The organism is Arthrobacter sp. ok362 (genome assembly GCF_900102785.1).
Classification (GTDB): domain Bacteria; phylum Actinomycetota; class Actinomycetes; order Actinomycetales; family Micrococcaceae; genus Arthrobacter.
Genome location: NZ_FNGC01000003.1, coordinates 52,352 through 67,788 on the forward strand (window position 1 = coordinate 52,352; position 15,437 = coordinate 67,788).

Sequence of the window (15,437 nt, forward strand, 5' to 3'; positions counted from 1 at the left end):
TGTTCGGGGATGGGGGCCGGACGTAGGTTCACAAGAGGAGGTCAGAGCATGATGGATGGCTGGTACGGACATGGCTGGGGTATCGGCGCATGGGTGGCCATGACCCTGTTGATGCTGATTTTCTGGGGCGGAGTGGTAACTGTCGTTGTGCTCCTGGTCCGGCGTCCCCATCCGGGTGAGGGACGGGCCGCACCGCGGCCGCCGCACTACGACGCCGAGCGTATTCTCAATGAGCGCTTCGCCCGCGGGGAAATCGACGAACAGGAGTTCGCTGCCAAGCGCGCGGCGCTCAGGCGCCAGGAATGACGGCCCCTTCGCTCCGCGGGCAGGTCTTCCTGGGGGCAGCAGCCGTGATTCTTCTGACGGCACTGTCCCTTGTGGCGGTCGGCGTCGTGGGCAGCGTTGTGAATCCCGGGGGCCCCGGCTTTCTGTCCCGGACCCGGTGCGTGGCTCCAAATCTTCCCGGCCCGGTCGTCAGCGTTTCGCTGACCAACATGGGCGGCCCGATGATGGGCCGGCCCCATGGCATGATGGACGGCGCCATGCGAATGACGGCAAACCGAAGCGCGGTGGCACACGGCACGGTGTCCTTCCTGGTAACCAACGGGGGCACCATCAGCCATGAACTAGTCATCCTTCGCCTTCCTGACAACCAGATCCCCGGGACCCGCCCGATCGGCGGGGACGCCAAAATCGATGAGTCCGGCAGCCTCGGGGAAGCGTCCAACACCTGCGCCGACGGCGCCGGGCAAGGAATCTTGCCCGGCGCGTCCGGCTGGGTCACTGTCACGCTGCCTCCAGGGCGCTATGAACTGATCTGCAACCTCCCCGGCCACTACGCCGCCGGCATGTACACCCAGCTCACGGTGAACTAGTCCCGTGCGGGAAACCTGGACCTGGCAGGGAACGGTTACTGCCGTTGTCGACCGGCTTCGCTGCGACGCGCGGACATAGCGGCCATGGACCTCGCCCTATTGACGCCTGCTGGCCTGCGGTTGCCTGGCGCAGCAGGGAACAGCCCTGGGCACAGCACTGCCGCAGGAGGCGCCTGGCAGCGGACCGTCAGCCCGCGAGCTCCAGCTGGATTTCCCGTGTGGCGATGTCCGAGGACAGCACCCGGACGCGGACCTGAGTGCCCGGTTCCAGTTCGCCGGGGCATCGTGCGGTCACGGCGGGCTCGGCGATCTGGACGATCCCGGACGGTCCGTTTCCGTTGCCGTTGGCTTTGCCGCCGTTCCCATTCCCGTTCCCGTTGCCATTGGTGGCGCTCTTCGCCGGCTTGGGGCCGGAGATGACGACCGCGTCGAATTCCTGGCCGACGTGGTTGACCAGCAGCGCCGCCTCCACGGTGTCCAGCGACAGCCGCTCCAGCTTCGCGGCAAGCTGGTCCGAGGTGCCCATGATGGCCGGGAGGGACGGCAGGGCCTCCCGTGCCCAGGCCGGAACTTCGGTGCCGTTGCTCAGGGCCTCGCAGATCACCAGAACGAAACGGTCGACCAGCCGCCGCAACGGCGCCGTGGAATGGGCGTAGGCCGCGCCGATGGCGGCCTGGACGGCAGCTCCCGGCACCGTGCCGTCGAAGTGCGTGTAGCCGGCACCGCGGAAAAGCATCCCGGCCGAATGCACAATGGCCAGCTGCCGGGGGTCCGTGGGGTCCAGGGTCCGCAGGTACTCGCCGTAGCGCATTTCCCCATCCCAGGGCTTGCCGAGGGCGTGGGTCTGGCGGTGGAAGTGCCGCAGCGACGCCTCGTCCGGCGCGGGCATGGTGCGCAGGATGCCGACCTTGCCGCGGAGCATGAGGGCGGCGGCGGCCATCCCGGTCATGAGTGAAATCTGGGCGTTCCAGTCCTCCACCGGCAGCGGCGGGGCCGCCACGATCCGGTAGCCGCCGTCGGGCAGCTGCTGGATTTCCTGTTCGGGCATATTCAGGCTCGCGCCGCCGCGCAGGCGTTCCAGCTCCACCCGCTTGATGCCTACCTCTTTCAGCAACTGCAGCACGGGCGCCGCGGTGCCGGCGTCGAGGTCGGCCTGGACGCCCTTATAACTGAGTTTGGCCCGGCTGCGGACCTGCGCCCGGCGCACGAGGACCGAGGTCACCTCTGCCGCGGCATCGAGGTCGAACTCCCAGACGAACGCCGCGCACAGCTGCCCGGCGAGCAGGCTGCCGGCGGCCTCGCTGATGATCTCCGGGTGCAGCGGAATCCGGCCGTCCGGGGTGTAGAAGGTCTGGCCACGGCGCCGGGTCTCGGCGTCGAGCGCCCCGCCCGGAGCGACGAAGGACGGGACGTCGGCGATGGCGTAGAACACCTTGTAGCCACCGTCGCTCCGTTCGATGAACAGGGCCTGGTCGAGGTCGGTGGACGATGCCGGATCAATGGTCACGAACTCGACATGCGTGAGGTCCAGGTCAGGCAGCTTGTGCTCGGCCACCGCTGCCTCAGCGTCGCGCAGCACGTCCTGGGGGAACGGACCGGGCAGTTCCAGCGTGGTGCGCAACGCCTTGAGAGCCCCGGCAAGCTGGTTCTGCTGCTCGTGGACACTGGGGGTCAGGCGATGATGTGACACGAAAATCAGGGTAGCCCGATTTCCGCTATTAGTCTTGGATGATGAGCGCAACTGCGGACGATCCTGCCCTCTACAACAGTTTCCTGGCGGATCTGCTGGGGATCATGGCGTACGGCGAGCTATCCGCCTTCGAACGGCTCTCCTCGAGTGCCCGGTATTCGCCCACACTGCAGGACCGGGCGGTGCTGGGCAGGATGGCGGTAATTGAGTTCCAGCACTACGAACTCGTCCGCGCCCGGATCGAGCACATGGGCCTGGACACCGAGGCCGCCATGCTGCCGTTCCAACCGTCGGTGGACCACTTCCACGAGCGCACGCGCCCGGCGGACTGGTATGAAGCGCTCATGAAGGCCTACGTGATCGACACGGTCTCCGCGGACTTTTACCGCGCCGTCGGCCGGTACGTCGACGCCGGGACCCGGGAGCTGATCGGGCAGGTCCGCTCCACCGGCGAGTCCACGGCCGTGCTGCAGGAGCGCCTCAAGGCGGCCCTGGCCGATGACCCCCGCCTGGCGTCGCGCCTGGCGCTGTGGGCCAGGCGCCTGCTGGGCGAGGTCCTGACCCACGCCCAGCGGCTCAGCCTTGAGCACGCGTTCCTCGGCGGGCTCTCGGGGCTGGACGACGCCGGCGCCAGGGAGCTGGTCGGCGGCCTGACGGCCGAGCTCGCAGCGAATCACGCGCGCCGGATGGCAGGGCTGGGGCTCGCCGGTTAGGTTCAGTGCCGGCGCGGTGCCGGCGGCATTGTCGGCGCGAACGCCGGCAGGGGTGCCGGAGACATTGCGGGCCGGGAACCGCCCTATGATTCCGCGGCGTCCAGCGCCGCCAGCAGTGCACCCGCGGCGTGGGCCGGATCAGCGGCGTCGGTGATCGCCCGGACCACTACGATCCGCCGGGCGCCGGCATCGACTACCTGCTCCACGTTGCTGAGGTCGATCCCGCCGATCGCGAACCACGGCATGACGCCGTCGACCTTGCCGGTTCCCTCGGCGTCAGCCCGGCTGATCGCCTGGGCGGCGTAGCGCACCAGTTCGAGGCCGACGGCGGCGCGTCCCGGCTTGGTGGGCGTCGCCCACACGGGGCCCACACAGAAATAGTCGAGCCCCTTGCGGCCGGGCGAGGCCGCAATGGCGGCGTCCACCTGTTTCGGGCTGTGGGTGGACAGGCCGATCACGGCATGCTTGCCCAGGAAGCCGCGGGCGGCGTCGATTGAAATGTCCTTCTGGCCGACATGGAACACCGGTGCCCCTGACAAGGAGGCGAGGTCCGCCCGGTCGTTGACGGCCCACAGCCGTCCGTGGCGCTGGGCTGCGGCGTGCAGGACTTCCAGGAGTTCCAGTTCTTCCGCCGCCTCGAGCGATTTGTCGCGCAGCTGGATGATGTCCACCCCGCCGGCGAAGGCGGCGTCAACGAAGTCCTCGAAGTCGCCGCGGTCCCTGCGGGCGTCGGTGCAGAGGTAGAGGCGGGCGGTGGTGTGGAGGAGGTCCTGGCTCATTGGACCAGCCTAGTTCCTCTAAACTGGGCGCATACCGCGGGAGCCCGCAGCAGCCATGTCGCCGCTGCACGGCTGAGAGGGCGTCAGAGCCGACCGCTTGACCTGATCCGGCTAGTACCGGCGTAGGGAAGGAATTTTTCATGGGCACACGAGCCGTCCGCGCAGCCGAAGCCGCAAATGACGCCGCAGCCTGGGTTTGTGACACCGGGCCCAGTACCGCAGCGCGAATCACCGCCGGGAACCTCACCGCGGAGGACATCAGCGCCGACGTTGCCGTGATCGGCGGCGGGGTGATCGGCCATGGCATCGCTTTCGAGGCCAGCCGCGCGGGCCGGTCCGTGGTCTTGATCGACGATGCTCCCGGCAGCGGAGCCAGCTGGGCCGCGGCCGGCATGCTGGCCCCCGTCAGCGAGCTGCACTACCAGGAGGAGCAGCTCCTGGAACTGATGCTTGAGTCCTCCCGGCTGTGGCCCGGATTCGCTGCCGCGATCGACGCCGCTGCCGCGATCGACGCCGGTGCCGGGATGGACGCCGGTGCCGACGGCACGGAATCCCGGGCCGGTACCGGCTACCTGACGACGCCGACCCTGGCCGTCGGGGCCGACGCAGCCGACCGGCGCGCGCTCGCGGACCTGAGGGAAGTCCAGCGGGGCTGCGGCCTCACCGTGGAACCACTGACAGTGCGCGAGGCACGCAGCCGGGAGCCCCTGCTGAGCCCCGGCATCTCGTGCGCCTTCGACATCCCGGCCGACCACCAGGTGGACCCCCGGCTGCTGCTCGCCCGGCTCGCAAGCGTGCTCGGCGCGGAGGGCGCGAGCTTCGTCCGGCGGCGCGCGGCGGGCCTGCTGTGGCAGGACGGACATGTTGCCGGGGTACGGCTGGCGGGCGGCGGTGACGTGCGCGCTGCGGAAACCGTCGTCGCCAGCGGGCTGGGCGCCTCCGGGCTCGAGGAGCTGCCCCCCGGGCTGGCACTGCCGCTGCGGCCCGTCTACGGCGACATCCTCCGGCTTCGCGTGCCGCCGCACCTGAGGCCGCTGCTCACGGCCACCGTGCGGGGCATGGTGCGCGGGGTTCCGGTGTACATCGTCCCCCGCCAGGACGGCACCGTGGTGATCGGAGCCACCCAGCGCGAGGACGGACCGTCGGATCCGCACGCGGTTTCTGCCGGCGGCATCTACCAGCTTCTGCGGGACGCCCAGCAGCTGGTGCCCGCGGTCGCCGAGCTGGAGCTGCTGGAAGCCACGGCCCGGGCGCGCCCCGGCACACCGGACAACGCTCCGCTGCTGGGACGGGTCGCCCGCCCGGACGGCGGGGACGTCCCGGGACTCATCATCGCCACAGGCTTCTTCCGGCACGGTGTCCTGCTGACCCCCGCGGCTGCCGCCGTGTGCCGGCAACTCATGGACGGGACGCCGGACCCGCGCTGGGCCGGGTTCCGCCCCGACCGTTTCTCCCGCATCCCGGATACGCCCGGGGACAGCCCCAAGAAGGAAGCAGCATGAACATCAGACTGAACGGAACGGAGCAGAGCGTCGCCGACGGCGCCTCCGTCAGCACACTCGTCAGCCAGCTCACGGGCCGGAGCATCGGCCCCGACGGCCGGGCCGCCGACGGGCGCAAGCTCGGTGTCGCCGTGGCCCGCAATGCCGAAGTAGTGCCGCGCAGCCAGTGGCACGCCACCGCGCTCGCCGACGGCGACGACCTCGAACTTGTCACGGCAGTCCAGGGAGGATGACCAGAATGAACGAGACTACGTTGGCAGGAACACCGGCCGTACCGGTGACCGGGGCCGTGGCCGACCCGTTCGTGGTCGACGGCGTGAAGCTCGGCTCCCGCCTCATCATGGGAACCGGCGGTGCGCCGAGCCTGGACGGTCTGGGAGCGGCGCTCGTGGCCTCCGGAACGCAGCTGACCACGGTGGCGATGCGCCGCTATTCGCCGGCGGAGACGGGCTCGCTGTTCCAGCTGCTCGAGGACCACCAGATCCGGGTGCTGCCCAACACGGCCGGCTGCTTCACCGCCAAGGATGCTGTCCTCACCGCCGAACTGGCCCGGGAGGCCCTGGAAACGGACTGGGTCAAGCTCGAAGTAATTGCCGACGAGCACACCCTGCTGCCGGACGCCGTCGAACTTGTGGACGCCACCGAACAGCTTGTGGCCCGCGGCTTCAAGGTCTTCGCCTACACCAACGACGATCCCGTGCTCGCCCTGCGCCTCGAAAACCTCGGCGCGACAGCCGTGATGCCGCTGGGCGCTCCGATCGGCACCGGCTTGGGCATCCTGAACCCGCACAACATCGAGCTGATCGTCGCGCGGGCGTCCGTGCCCGTGGTGCTCGATGCCGGGATCGGCACGGCCTCGGACGCGGCCCTGGCCATGGAGCTGGGCTGCGACGCCGTGCTGCTGGCCACAGCCGTGACCCGGGCGCAGAACCCGGTGCTCATGGGGGAGGCCTTCAAACACGCCGTCATGGCCGGTAGGCTGGCAAAAAAGGCTGGCAGGATCCCGCGCCGAGAGCACGCCTTGGCGTCCTCGGCGATGGAAGGCCGGGCCGAATTCCTCTGAGTCCGGCCTCTCTCGCTTGGCCGCCCGTCTTGCCGGTCAACGAGCCAAGGAGCCTGCAGTGGCAGCCACGGATGACATCCTCACCCGCCCCCAGATCGACGACGCCCTGGCGGGCCTGCCGGACTGGCGGTACCGCCTCGGCGGGCTGGTGACCGTGTACAAGGCGCCGACGGCGGCCGCGGCGCTGGAGCTGATTGCCGCCGTCGGGCGCCTCGCCGAAGAGCAGAACCACCACCCGGACCTCGACTGGCGCTACAACCGGGTCTTTCTTCGCTACAGTTCCCATGACGCCGGCACCGAGGTGACGCCGAGGGACGTCAAAGCGGCGACGGCGGTCAGCGCGGCGGCCGCGGAGGCAGGCGCCGGCGCAGAACCTGGACTGTACCGGTCCGTGGACATTGCCATCGATTCGGACGATCCCGCCGGGATTTCGGAGGTCTGGCGCGTAGCCCTGGGCTACCGCAAGGGCAGGTTCGGGGATCTCGTGGACCCGTACGGGCGCGGGCCGGGCCTGTGGTTCCAGGAGACGTCCACCCCGAACGACAACCGCATTCACCTCGACATCCATCGGAGCAAGGCCGAATCCGGTGCCGTCCTGGACAAGACGGCGGCCACGGGAGCCTTAATGAACCGTGACCACGCACCCAACTGGGTGGTGGTCACGGATGCGCAGGGAAACCGGTTGTGCCTGTGCACTGAGGAAGGGCACGGGCCGGACCTGCCGGAGCAGGCGCCGCCGGGCTAAAGCTTCAGGATGGTGGTGAGCCGCTCGGTGTCCTGCCGGGTCCGGGTCTTGCCGAGATACACCACGGCCGCGATCGAGGCCGCAGTGCCCAGGACCATCGGCAGGATCCACGGGATCCAGGTCAGGCCCGGCTGGTAGCCGAGTCCGGCCGCAATGAAGATGATCCAGCTCAGCATGCCGACACCCGCAGCGACTCCCGCCGGGACGCTGACACCGTATTTCGTGTGCCGCTTGTCGTTGGCCCACACCACGAAGCCCGCAGCAACGGTCACCAGGGCAACCACAATCAGGGAAAGCATTCAGGACACCTCACGATAGTGAAGAAAACGACAGTGATGAAAACGGTAGCGAAGAAAAAACGCTGGTGAAAACGGTACGAGGGATGCAGCCGCGCAGCTGCTCCAACGGCGGCCGCGGACGGCCGCGGACGGCTGGGCTAGAGGGCGCCGAAGCCGACGCGGCGGGCCTCTTCTGCTCCGATTTCCACGTAGCCCAGGACATTGGCGGGGACAATCACCAGGCGGCCCTTGTCATCCTTCAGCCGCAGTTCGCCGCCCTTGGCGATCGCCTCGCCGACTACCTTGGCGACGGCGTCGGCGTCCTGGGCCGATTCAAGGACAAGTTCGCGGCCAATGTTCTGAATACCAATCTTTACTTCCACAGCAAGGCCTCCCAGCCAATCAACGTCCAAAAAATGTCTAAGGTCAATCTCTATTTGTAGTCTAGGACTCTTTGGGGAAGCGGGAGATTCCGCGCCAAGCTAAACGGTAGATGAGGTCGCTGGCTACATCGAGATCCAGGTTCCCGGCCGTTTCCAGCCAGTACCGGGCGCTCACCTGGGCCATTCCGGCGAGCCCGCGGCCCAGTAGCTGGGCTTCCAGTTCGGGCAGCTTGGTGTCCTCGGCGATGACGCGCGCGACGGCGTCGGCAAAGGTCTTGTTGAAGGCTTCCAGCCGTGCACTGACGTCGGGATCGTTGATCAGGTCCGATTCGAAGACGAGCCGGTGCGCCTGGTCGTCGTGGGCGATGAAGCGGAAGTAGGCGCGCATGACCGCCTGGACGCGTTCGTCATTGTCCTTGGTGGAATTCAGGGCGCCCAGCAGCAGATCGATCAGCGTGCTGAGATGGCTGTCCAGCAGGGCCAGGTAGAGGTCCCGCTTGGAAGGGAAGTGCTGGTACAGCACCGGCTTGCTGACGTGGGCGGTCTCGGCGATCTCATCCATGGCGGCTCCGTGGTAGCCGTTCGCCACGAAAACTTCCTGCGCAGCCGCGAGCAGCTGCGCCCGGCGTTCGTCACGGGGGAGGCGGGCCGAGCGCTGTCCGCCCCGCGTCTGTCCGGCCGGCGGTTTGCCGGTCTCGTCTCGCTCCACCGGTGCCTGATGAACCACTGTCGGCCTACTTTCCCTTTTCACCCCATTGCGCGCAATGGCACTCAAACTGCAGTTGTACTGAACTACCTTGCACTCAATTACACCTTACGCGCGGGTAATATGACCTGGCGGTATCTTCGGGCATAGATTGAAGTATGGCTTCCAAGTTCACCGCCACCGGTGCCCCCACAACCCCCCAGACGCAGCTGGATCCGCGGCCCGGACCGCTGGTTGATCCGGCAGGGGACCTCAGCCCCGACGAGGTGGAACGCTACTCGCGCCACTTGATCATTCCGGAGATCGGCGCGATAGGCCAGCGGCGCCTCAAGAACGCGAAAGTCCTGGTGATCGGGGCTGGCGGCCTCGGCTCCCCGGCCCTTCTCTATCTCGCCGCCGCCGGGGTCGGCACCCTCGGCATCGTTGACGACGACGACGTCGACCTCAGCAACCTCCAGCGCCAGATCATCCACGGCGTCGCGGACGTGGGCCGGCCCAAAATCGAGTCCGCCCGCGATGCCATTGCGGCCCTGAACCCGCTCGTGGACGTCCGGCTCCACAACGTCCGTCTCGACGCTACCAACGCGCTGGAACTCTTTGCCGGCTATGACCTCGTCCTCGACGGCGCCGACAACTTCGCCACCCGCTACCTCGTCAACGACGCCGCCGCCATCCTCGGCAAGCCCTACGTCTGGGGATCGATCTTCCGTTTCGACGGCCAAGTCAGCGTCTTTTGGGAGCAGTTCGGGCCTACGTACCGGGACCTCTACCCGGAGGCGCCGCCGGCCGGATCCGTGCCGTCCTGCGGCGAAGGCGGCGTGTTCGGCATGCTGTGCGCCGCCGTCGGGGCGCTGATGGTGACCGAGGCCGTCAAACTGATCACCGGCGTCGGCCGGTCCCTGCTGGGCCGGCTGGCGCTCTATGACGCGCTGGGCGGCACCTGGCGCGAGATCAAGGTGGCACGGGACCCCGAGGCAGCGCGCATCACGGAACTTACCGATTACGAGGCCTTCTGCGGGATCACCCCAACGGCGGATGCGGGTATTGAGCACACTGTGACGGCGACCCAGCTCGCCACCATGCTGGCCTCGCGCAAGGCCGGCCTCAAGGACTTCCACCTCATTGACGTGCGGGAGCAGGGGGAATACGAGATCGTCCGCATTGACGGGGCGGAGCTGATCCCGCAGGGCCGCATCCTTGCCGGGGAGGCGTGGCAGGAACTGCCCCAGGACGCCGAAATCGTCTTCCACTGCAAGGGCGGAACGCGTTCCGCCGCGGTCCTGTCCGCCGCCCGCGCCGCCGGGTACGAGCGCGTCAGCCACCTCGAGGGCGGCATTCTCGCCTGGGTCCGGGACGTGGAACCCGGGAAGCCGGTGTACTGAGGCCGGTCGGTCATCCGGCCAGCCACGTCGCGGCCCGGAAAAACACTCTCCGCCAAGCGGCGCCCTCCAACGAAAGGCCTGGTCATGAGCGAGGAATATACCGTGACGTCCCAGCGGAAGATTGGCTCCGGCCTTGGCCGGGATTCGACGGCGGCCGAGGTCATCGCCGGCATCGACCTGACCGGGAAGACAGCGATCGTCACGGGCGGCTACTCGGGACTGGGCTTGGAGACCGTGCGGGCAATGGCCTCCGCCGGCGCCGCCGTTGTGGTGCCGGCCCGCCGGCCGGAGCACGCCCGCGACGTCCTCGCTGCGGCCGGCCTGGCGCCGGCAACCGTAGGCGGCGATGTCAGCGTTGCCGAGCTGGATCTGGCGGACCAGGGCAGTGTGAAGGATTTCGCCGCTGGCTTCCTGGCCGGCGCGGGGCCCGGCACAAGCCGCAGCCTGGACATCCTCATCAACAACGCCGCCATCATGGCAAGTCCGGAGCGCAGGGTGGGTCCCGGCTGGGAATCGCAGTTCGCCACGAACCACCTGGGCCATTTTGCCCTCACCAACCTGCTGTGGCCGGCGCTTGCCGCGGCGCAGGGAGCCCGGGTGGTCTCGCTGTCCTCCACCGGCCACAAGCTCTCGGGGATCCGTTTTGATGACCTCAATTTCGACGCCGGCTACGACAAGTGGCGCGCCTACGGCCAGGCCAAGACGGCCAACGCGCTCTTCGCCATCCAGCTCGATGCCCTGGGCCGGGACTTTGGCGTGCGGGCCTTCGCCGTGCATCCGGGCGGGATCATGACGGAACTGCAGCGGCACCTGCCGCGGGAGGAGATGATCGCCGCGGGCTGGATGGACCAGCACGGCAAGCTCGACCCGCGCTTCAAAACACCGGCGCAGGGCGCCGCCACCTCGGTCTGGGCCGCGACGGCGCCGGCGCTCGAGGGAATGGGCGGCGTCTACTGCGAGGACTGCGACATCGCCGAAGCCACGGTGCCGGGATCGCCTGAAGCGAGGATCAGGGGCGTGGATGCCCATGCGGTGGACCGGGAGGCTGCTGCGCGGCTGTGGCAGCTGTCGGCCGAAATGACCGGGATCAACGCTTTCCGCGGGTAGGTCCTGGATCAGTCCCGGGGCAGCTACGCGGTTTCGCGGATGTCGCCCGCGGCGGAACCGGGATCGCCAGGGTTGTGGTCAGCGGCGTTGTGGTCCACGGGGCACGCGGCCGGGAAACCGGCAACACCTGAGGCCGCTGCTCCGGGGGAGGGCTCCACCGTGATGCCGTACAGCGCCTCAAGACCGGCAACGTAGGCGTCCTGCTGTCCGTTGGAGGCCAGTTCGCGCGCCCGGACGGTGGGGACGTGCAGCAGTTGTTTCACCATCCGGCGCAGGGCGAATTCGACTTCCTCGGCGGCGGCGGTGCAGCCGTGCCGGGCCCGGACCTTTTCCATCTCCGCGTCCAGGACGTTCATCGTGTGACGGCGCAAGGCGACAATCGCAGAGTCCACGGACCGGGCCTCGCGCTCCTGCTCAAAGGCGCTGGCCGCCCCGGACACGATGCTGCTGGCCTGCTCGAGCGACTCAGCCTGTTCCTGCGGTGCGGCCAGCCGGACGGATTCGAGCGTAAGCAGTTCGACGCCGTCGAGATCGCCGACCGCGGGGTCGAAGTCATGGGTCAGGGCGAGGTCGATCGCGATGAGCGGCTGGGGCGAGTTCGCCCGGATCCCGGCGAGTTCGTCCGCTTCGACCCGGCTGTCGGAGCCGCTGCAGCCGATCATGACGTCGGCCGCGGCAACTGCGGCCGGAAGGGTGTCCTCGTCCAGGGCCGTGCCGCCCCGGGTGGCGACGAAGCCGGCGGCGCGGCCGGAGGAGGAATAGACACAGACGTCGGTGCAGCCGCGTTCGCGCAGCAGCGACATGGTGGCTCCGGCGTAGGCGCCGGTCCCAAACACGACTGCTTTCTTGGCGGACCAGTCCGGGTCTTCCGACAGGTCCGTTGCGAGATCCAGCGCCACGGAGACGATGGAAAGGCCGCGCGAACCCAGCGCCGTCTGGGCGCCGACGTCCTTGGCGGTCTTGGACGCGGCCTGGAACAGCCGGACCAGGCCGGAGCTGGCTGTGCCCTCGTGCTGGGCCGTGATCAAGGCGCGGCGGACCTGTCCGGCAATTTCGCGTTCGCCGACCACGGCCGAGTCCAGTCCGGAACTAACCGAGAAGAGGTGCTGGCTGACTTCGGCGCCGGTGCGGGTGCTGAAGGCGCGGGAGACGAGCTGGTCGTTGAGTCCGCTGGCTCCGCTGATCTGGCTGATCAGGGCCGCCCGGGCCGCGGCGACCGCATCAGGATGGGGCGCTTCACCGTAAATTTCAAAGCGGTTGCAGGTGGCAAGGACAACGGCACCCGCCACGGCCGGCGATCCGGCGAGGGCGGATGTGGCAAGCCCGGAAGCGCCGGTGCTCAACTGAGCAACGGTTTCGAGGTCGATGTCGGCGTGTGTAGCCACCAATGAGAAAAGAACCACAGCACGACCATCATAGCTTTTTCGTGTCCGCGTAGAACAACTGTCCGGCGTGGGCTCCGGCACCTGGGCGTGTGATTCCCGCCACGGCGCAGCCCGGGATGGCCGGCGTGACAGGCTGTCGTTATCTTTTGGGCACAAATTTGGGCACAATCGAAGGCATGACTCCAAGCGCTGCGGCACGTGCCGGCACGACAAAATTCAGTACGTCCGAACACGGCACTTCCGGCGGCCTCGATGCCGGCCACCCGCTGATGGACGGCCGCACCGCAGGTTCCCCGCTGATCACCGCCTACCGCGGCGGCAAGCCCTCCCGCCGTCCGGTCTGGTTCATGCGCCAGGCTGGCCGCTCGCTGCCCGAATACCTCAAGATCCGTGAGGGCGTCGCGATGCTGGACTCGTGCCTGCGCCCGGAGTTGGCTTCCGAGATCACCCTGCAGCCGGTCCGCCGCCACGACGTCGATGCCGCCATCTTCTTCTCGGACATTGTCATCCCGCTCAAGCTGGCCGGCGTCGGTGTGGACATCGTGCCCGGCGTCGGACCCGTCCTGGACAAACCGGTCCGCACGGCCGCCGACGTCGCCGCCCTGCCGCAGCTGACCTGGGAGGCCCTGGAGCCCATCCGCGAAGCCGTCCGGCTCACGGTCGCCGAACTCGGCAGCACCCCGCTGATCGGCTTCGCCGGCGCGCCCTTCACCCTCGCCGCGTACATGGTGGAAGGCAAACCTTCCCGCGACCACCTCGGCCCCCGCACCATGATGCACGCCGACCCCGAGACCTGGACTGCCCTGGCCAACTGGGCCGCCGATGCCTCCGGCATGTTCCTCCGTGCCCAGCTGGAAGCCGGCGCCTCGGCCGGCCAGCTCTTCGACTCCTGGGCCGGTTCGCTGGGTTTGGCCGACTACCAGCGCTATGTGGCGCCGGCGTCGTCCCGTGCACTGGATCATGTCCGCCACCTCGGCGCACCGCTGATCCACTTCGGCACCGGCACCTCGGAACTGCTCGTCGCGATGCGCGACGTCGGCGTCGACGTCGTGGGGGTCGACTACCGGCTGCCGCTGGACGAAGCCAACCGCCGCCTCGGCGGCACCGTTCCGCTGCAGGGCAACATCGACCCGGCCCTGCTCTCGGCACCGTGGGAGGTCCTCGAAGCGCACGTCCGCGACGTGATCGCGGCCGGCTCCGCGGCGCCCGGGCACGTGGTGAACCTCGGCCACGGGGTGCCGCCGGAGACGGATCCTGAGGTGCTCACGCGCGTGGTCGAACTCATCCACTCCATCGCTCCGGAGTAAGGGCGTGGACGCGGCCCCCGCCGGGACTGACTTGGAAGGCACCGCCGTCGTGATTGGGGGCGGGATCTCCGGCCTGCTCGCGGCCCGGGAATTCGCCCGGGCCGGCGTCCGCACCACCGTCCTGGAAGCAAGCGAGGCCTGGGGCGGCTGCGTCGGCAACCATGCCGTGGCCGGATTGACCCTGGACAGCGGGGCGGAGTCTTTCGCCACCCGCACCGCCGCCGTAGCCGATCTCGCCGCGGAGCTCGGGTTGGCTGGCGAGATCGTCGCTCCGAACCCCGGCGGTGCCTGGGTCCAGCTGCCCGACGGCCCGCGGGAACTGCCCAAGACCGGGGTGCTGGGCATCCCGGCCAGCCCGTGGGACCCGGAAGTCCGCCGGTCGCTGGGCCTGCTGGGTTCCCTCCGCGCCTCCATCGATGCCGTGCTGCCGGCCTCGCTGGGCACCGGTGCCGAGGCAACGAGCGTGTCAGCCCTGGTCCGCCGGCGGATGGGCAGCCGGGTCCTGGACCGACTCGTGGCGCCGGTTGTCGGCGGCGTCCACTCGGCCGATCCCTCAGTGCTCGACGTCGACATGGTGGCCCCCGGACTGCGGGCCGGCATCCGTCAGCACGGTTCCCTCGCCGCCGCCGTCGCGGCCCAGCGCAGGGGAGCGGCGGGTGCCACAGCCGGACCGGCCGGGCCTGCGAAGGCCCAGTCCGCAGGGCTCCAGAAAGCCGGGTCCGCCGTCGCTGGGCTGCGCGGCGGAATGCACACCCTCGTCGCCGCCCTGCTCGCCGATCTGCGCCAGCGCGGCGTCACCCTGCTCAACGGCACCCCGGCCAGGTCGGTGCAGCGCACAGCCGACGGCTGGCGCGTGGCCACTGACCAGGCCACCTTCGACGCCGGACGCCTCGTGGTTGCGGTGGAGGGTCCCGCCGCCGTCGGGCTGCTTGAGGAAACCTTGCCGGAACTTGCCGGCCTTCGCTCCGACGCCGGACCCGATGTCAGCCTGGTCACCCTTGTGGTGGATCTCCCGGCCCTGGACACGGCGCCACGCGGCACCGGCGTGCTTGTGGCGCCGCAGAGCCCGGGCGTGCAGGCCAAGGCGCTGACCCACGCCACCGCCAAATGGGCCTGGCTGGCGGAGCGGACAGGCCCGGGAAGGCATGTGCTTCGGCTCTCCTACGGACGCGCTGCCGCCCCAGGGGCAACGCCGGAGTCCGGAGGCGGAGGAGCGGCCGCAGCGCCGCGCTCTGAAGAGGAACTGTTCCGCGCAGCGCTGGCTGACGCCTCGGCCCTGCTTGGCGTTTCGGTCAGCGCCGCGGATGTGGCGGGTTGGGACGTGGTCCGCTGGGCCGGTGCGTTGCCCTTTGCGTCGCTGGGCCACAGGCAGCGCGTCGCGGCCGTCCGGAGCATCTGTGCCGCGGACGGCACCCTTGCCGTGGTGGGCGGCTGGCTGTCCGGCAACGGCCTGGCCGCGATCGTGGCCGACACCCCGCGGCAGGTCCGCACGCTGTTGTCCTGAAGGCGGTCGCTCGACGCA

17 protein-coding genes and 1 riboswitch are annotated in these 15,437 nt (G+C 69.1%); of the genes, 11 read left to right on the forward strand and 6 right to left on the reverse strand.

Annotation, left to right across the window (positions count from 1 at the left end; all coding sequences use genetic code 11):
* The first annotated feature begins 48 nt into the window (after window positions 1-48).
* The gene (locus BLQ10_RS04635) at window positions 49-306 is read left to right on the forward strand and encodes an SHOCT domain-containing protein (protein WP_091559002.1); all 258 of its coding nucleotides are present in this window, start codon (window positions 49-51) and stop codon (window positions 304-306) included.
* Entirely contained in the window at window positions 303-875 is a 573-nt protein-coding gene (locus BLQ10_RS04640) for a sulfocyanin-like copper-binding protein (RefSeq protein WP_254785400.1), read from the forward strand. Before BLQ10_RS04635 ends, BLQ10_RS04640 begins: the two co-directional genes overlap by 4 nt.
* A 187-nt stretch (window positions 876-1,062) precedes the next feature.
* Here the strand turns inward: BLQ10_RS04640 and BLQ10_RS04645 are convergent, their stop codons facing one another.
* Window positions 1,063-2,565: an RNB domain-containing ribonuclease gene (locus tag BLQ10_RS04645; protein ID WP_091559004.1), complete on the reverse strand. Its 1,503-nt coding sequence runs from the start codon at window positions 2,563-2,565 to the stop codon at window positions 1,063-1,065.
* A gap of 41 nt (window positions 2,566-2,606) precedes the next feature.
* Between BLQ10_RS04645 and BLQ10_RS04650 the strand changes: the two genes are divergently transcribed.
* Window positions 2,607-3,278, forward strand: coding sequence for a ferritin-like fold-containing protein (locus BLQ10_RS04650; RefSeq protein WP_175558475.1), 672 nt, complete (start codon window positions 2,607-2,609; stop codon window positions 3,276-3,278).
* A gap of 83 nt (window positions 3,279-3,361) precedes the next feature.
* On the opposite strand, the gene thiE is transcribed toward BLQ10_RS04650, so the two are convergent.
* Entirely contained in the window at window positions 3,362-4,057 is a 696-nt protein-coding gene (gene thiE / locus BLQ10_RS04655; protein ID WP_091559010.1) for a thiamine phosphate synthase, read from the reverse strand.
* A 26-nt stretch (window positions 4,058-4,083) separates the two neighbouring features.
* Window positions 4,084-4,204, forward strand: a riboswitch (TPP riboswitch).
* Here thiE and thiO point away from each other — a divergent pair.
* From thiO to BLQ10_RS04675, 4 genes are all read left to right on the forward strand, one after another.
* Entirely contained in the window at window positions 4,198-5,559 is a 1,362-nt protein-coding gene (gene thiO / locus BLQ10_RS04660; RefSeq protein ID WP_254785401.1) for a glycine oxidase ThiO, read from the forward strand. It overlaps the preceding riboswitch by 7 nt.
* On the forward strand, window positions 5,556-5,792 hold the full coding sequence (gene thiS / locus BLQ10_RS04665; RefSeq protein ID WP_091559013.1) for a sulfur carrier protein ThiS: 237 nt from the start codon (window positions 5,556-5,558) through the stop codon (window positions 5,790-5,792). Before thiO ends, thiS begins: the two co-directional genes overlap by 4 nt.
* 5 nt (window positions 5,793-5,797) lie before the next feature.
* The gene (locus BLQ10_RS04670) at window positions 5,798-6,622 is read left to right on the forward strand and encodes a thiazole synthase (RefSeq protein ID WP_302847285.1); all 825 of its coding nucleotides are present in this window, start codon (window positions 5,798-5,800) and stop codon (window positions 6,620-6,622) included.
* 58 nt (window positions 6,623-6,680) lie between these two features.
* Window positions 6,681-7,367, forward strand: coding sequence for a 4a-hydroxytetrahydrobiopterin dehydratase (locus tag BLQ10_RS04675; protein ID WP_091559015.1), 687 nt, complete (start codon window positions 6,681-6,683; stop codon window positions 7,365-7,367).
* On the opposite strand, the gene BLQ10_RS04680 is transcribed toward BLQ10_RS04675, so the two are convergent.
* The 3 genes from BLQ10_RS04680 to BLQ10_RS04690 form a co-directional block, all read right to left on the reverse strand.
* Window positions 7,364-7,666, reverse strand: coding sequence for a hypothetical protein (locus BLQ10_RS04680; RefSeq protein ID WP_091559017.1), 303 nt, complete (start codon window positions 7,664-7,666; stop codon window positions 7,364-7,366). The two genes, BLQ10_RS04675 and BLQ10_RS04680, sit on opposite strands and share 4 nt — an antisense overlap.
* A gap of 137 nt (window positions 7,667-7,803) precedes the next feature.
* Complete coding sequence (locus BLQ10_RS04685; protein WP_091559663.1) at window positions 7,804-8,028, reverse strand: DUF3107 domain-containing protein; 225 nt, start codon at window positions 8,026-8,028, stop codon at window positions 7,804-7,806.
* 61 nt (window positions 8,029-8,089) lie between these two features.
* A complete protein-coding gene (locus BLQ10_RS04690) occupies window positions 8,090-8,737 on the reverse strand; it encodes a TetR/AcrR family transcriptional regulator (RefSeq protein WP_091559021.1) in 648 nt (215 codons plus the stop codon).
* 155 nt (window positions 8,738-8,892) lie between these two features.
* Here BLQ10_RS04690 and moeB point away from each other — a divergent pair, with 155 nt between their 5' ends.
* Both moeB and BLQ10_RS04700 read left to right on the forward strand, forming a co-directional pair.
* Window positions 8,893-10,116 carry a molybdopterin-synthase adenylyltransferase MoeB gene (gene moeB, locus BLQ10_RS04695; protein ID WP_217635780.1) on the forward strand — a complete coding sequence of 408 codons (1,224 nt, stop codon included), beginning with the start codon at window positions 8,893-8,895 and terminating at the stop codon, window positions 10,114-10,116.
* A gap of 84 nt (window positions 10,117-10,200) precedes the next feature.
* Window positions 10,201-11,223: an SDR family NAD(P)-dependent oxidoreductase gene (locus tag BLQ10_RS04700; protein ID WP_091559024.1), complete on the forward strand. Its 1,023-nt coding sequence runs from the start codon at window positions 10,201-10,203 to the stop codon at window positions 11,221-11,223.
* Between the two features lie 23 nt (window positions 11,224-11,246).
* Here the strand turns inward: BLQ10_RS04700 and BLQ10_RS04705 are convergent, their stop codons facing one another.
* Complete coding sequence (locus BLQ10_RS04705) at window positions 11,247-12,626, reverse strand: glutamyl-tRNA reductase (RefSeq protein ID WP_091559028.1); 1,380 nt, start codon at window positions 12,624-12,626, stop codon at window positions 11,247-11,249.
* 158 nt (window positions 12,627-12,784) lie between these two features.
* Between BLQ10_RS04705 and hemE the strand changes: the two genes are divergently transcribed.
* Together hemE and hemG are read left to right on the forward strand one after the other, a co-directional pair.
* Entirely contained in the window at window positions 12,785-13,915 is a 1,131-nt protein-coding gene (gene hemE / locus BLQ10_RS04710; protein ID WP_091559029.1) for a uroporphyrinogen decarboxylase, read from the forward strand.
* A gap of 4 nt (window positions 13,916-13,919) precedes the next feature.
* Window positions 13,920-15,419 carry a protoporphyrinogen oxidase gene (gene hemG, locus BLQ10_RS04715; RefSeq protein ID WP_091559032.1) on the forward strand — a complete coding sequence of 500 codons (1,500 nt, stop codon included), beginning with the start codon at window positions 13,920-13,922 and terminating at the stop codon, window positions 15,417-15,419.
* Window positions 15,420-15,437: the final 18 nt, after the last annotated feature.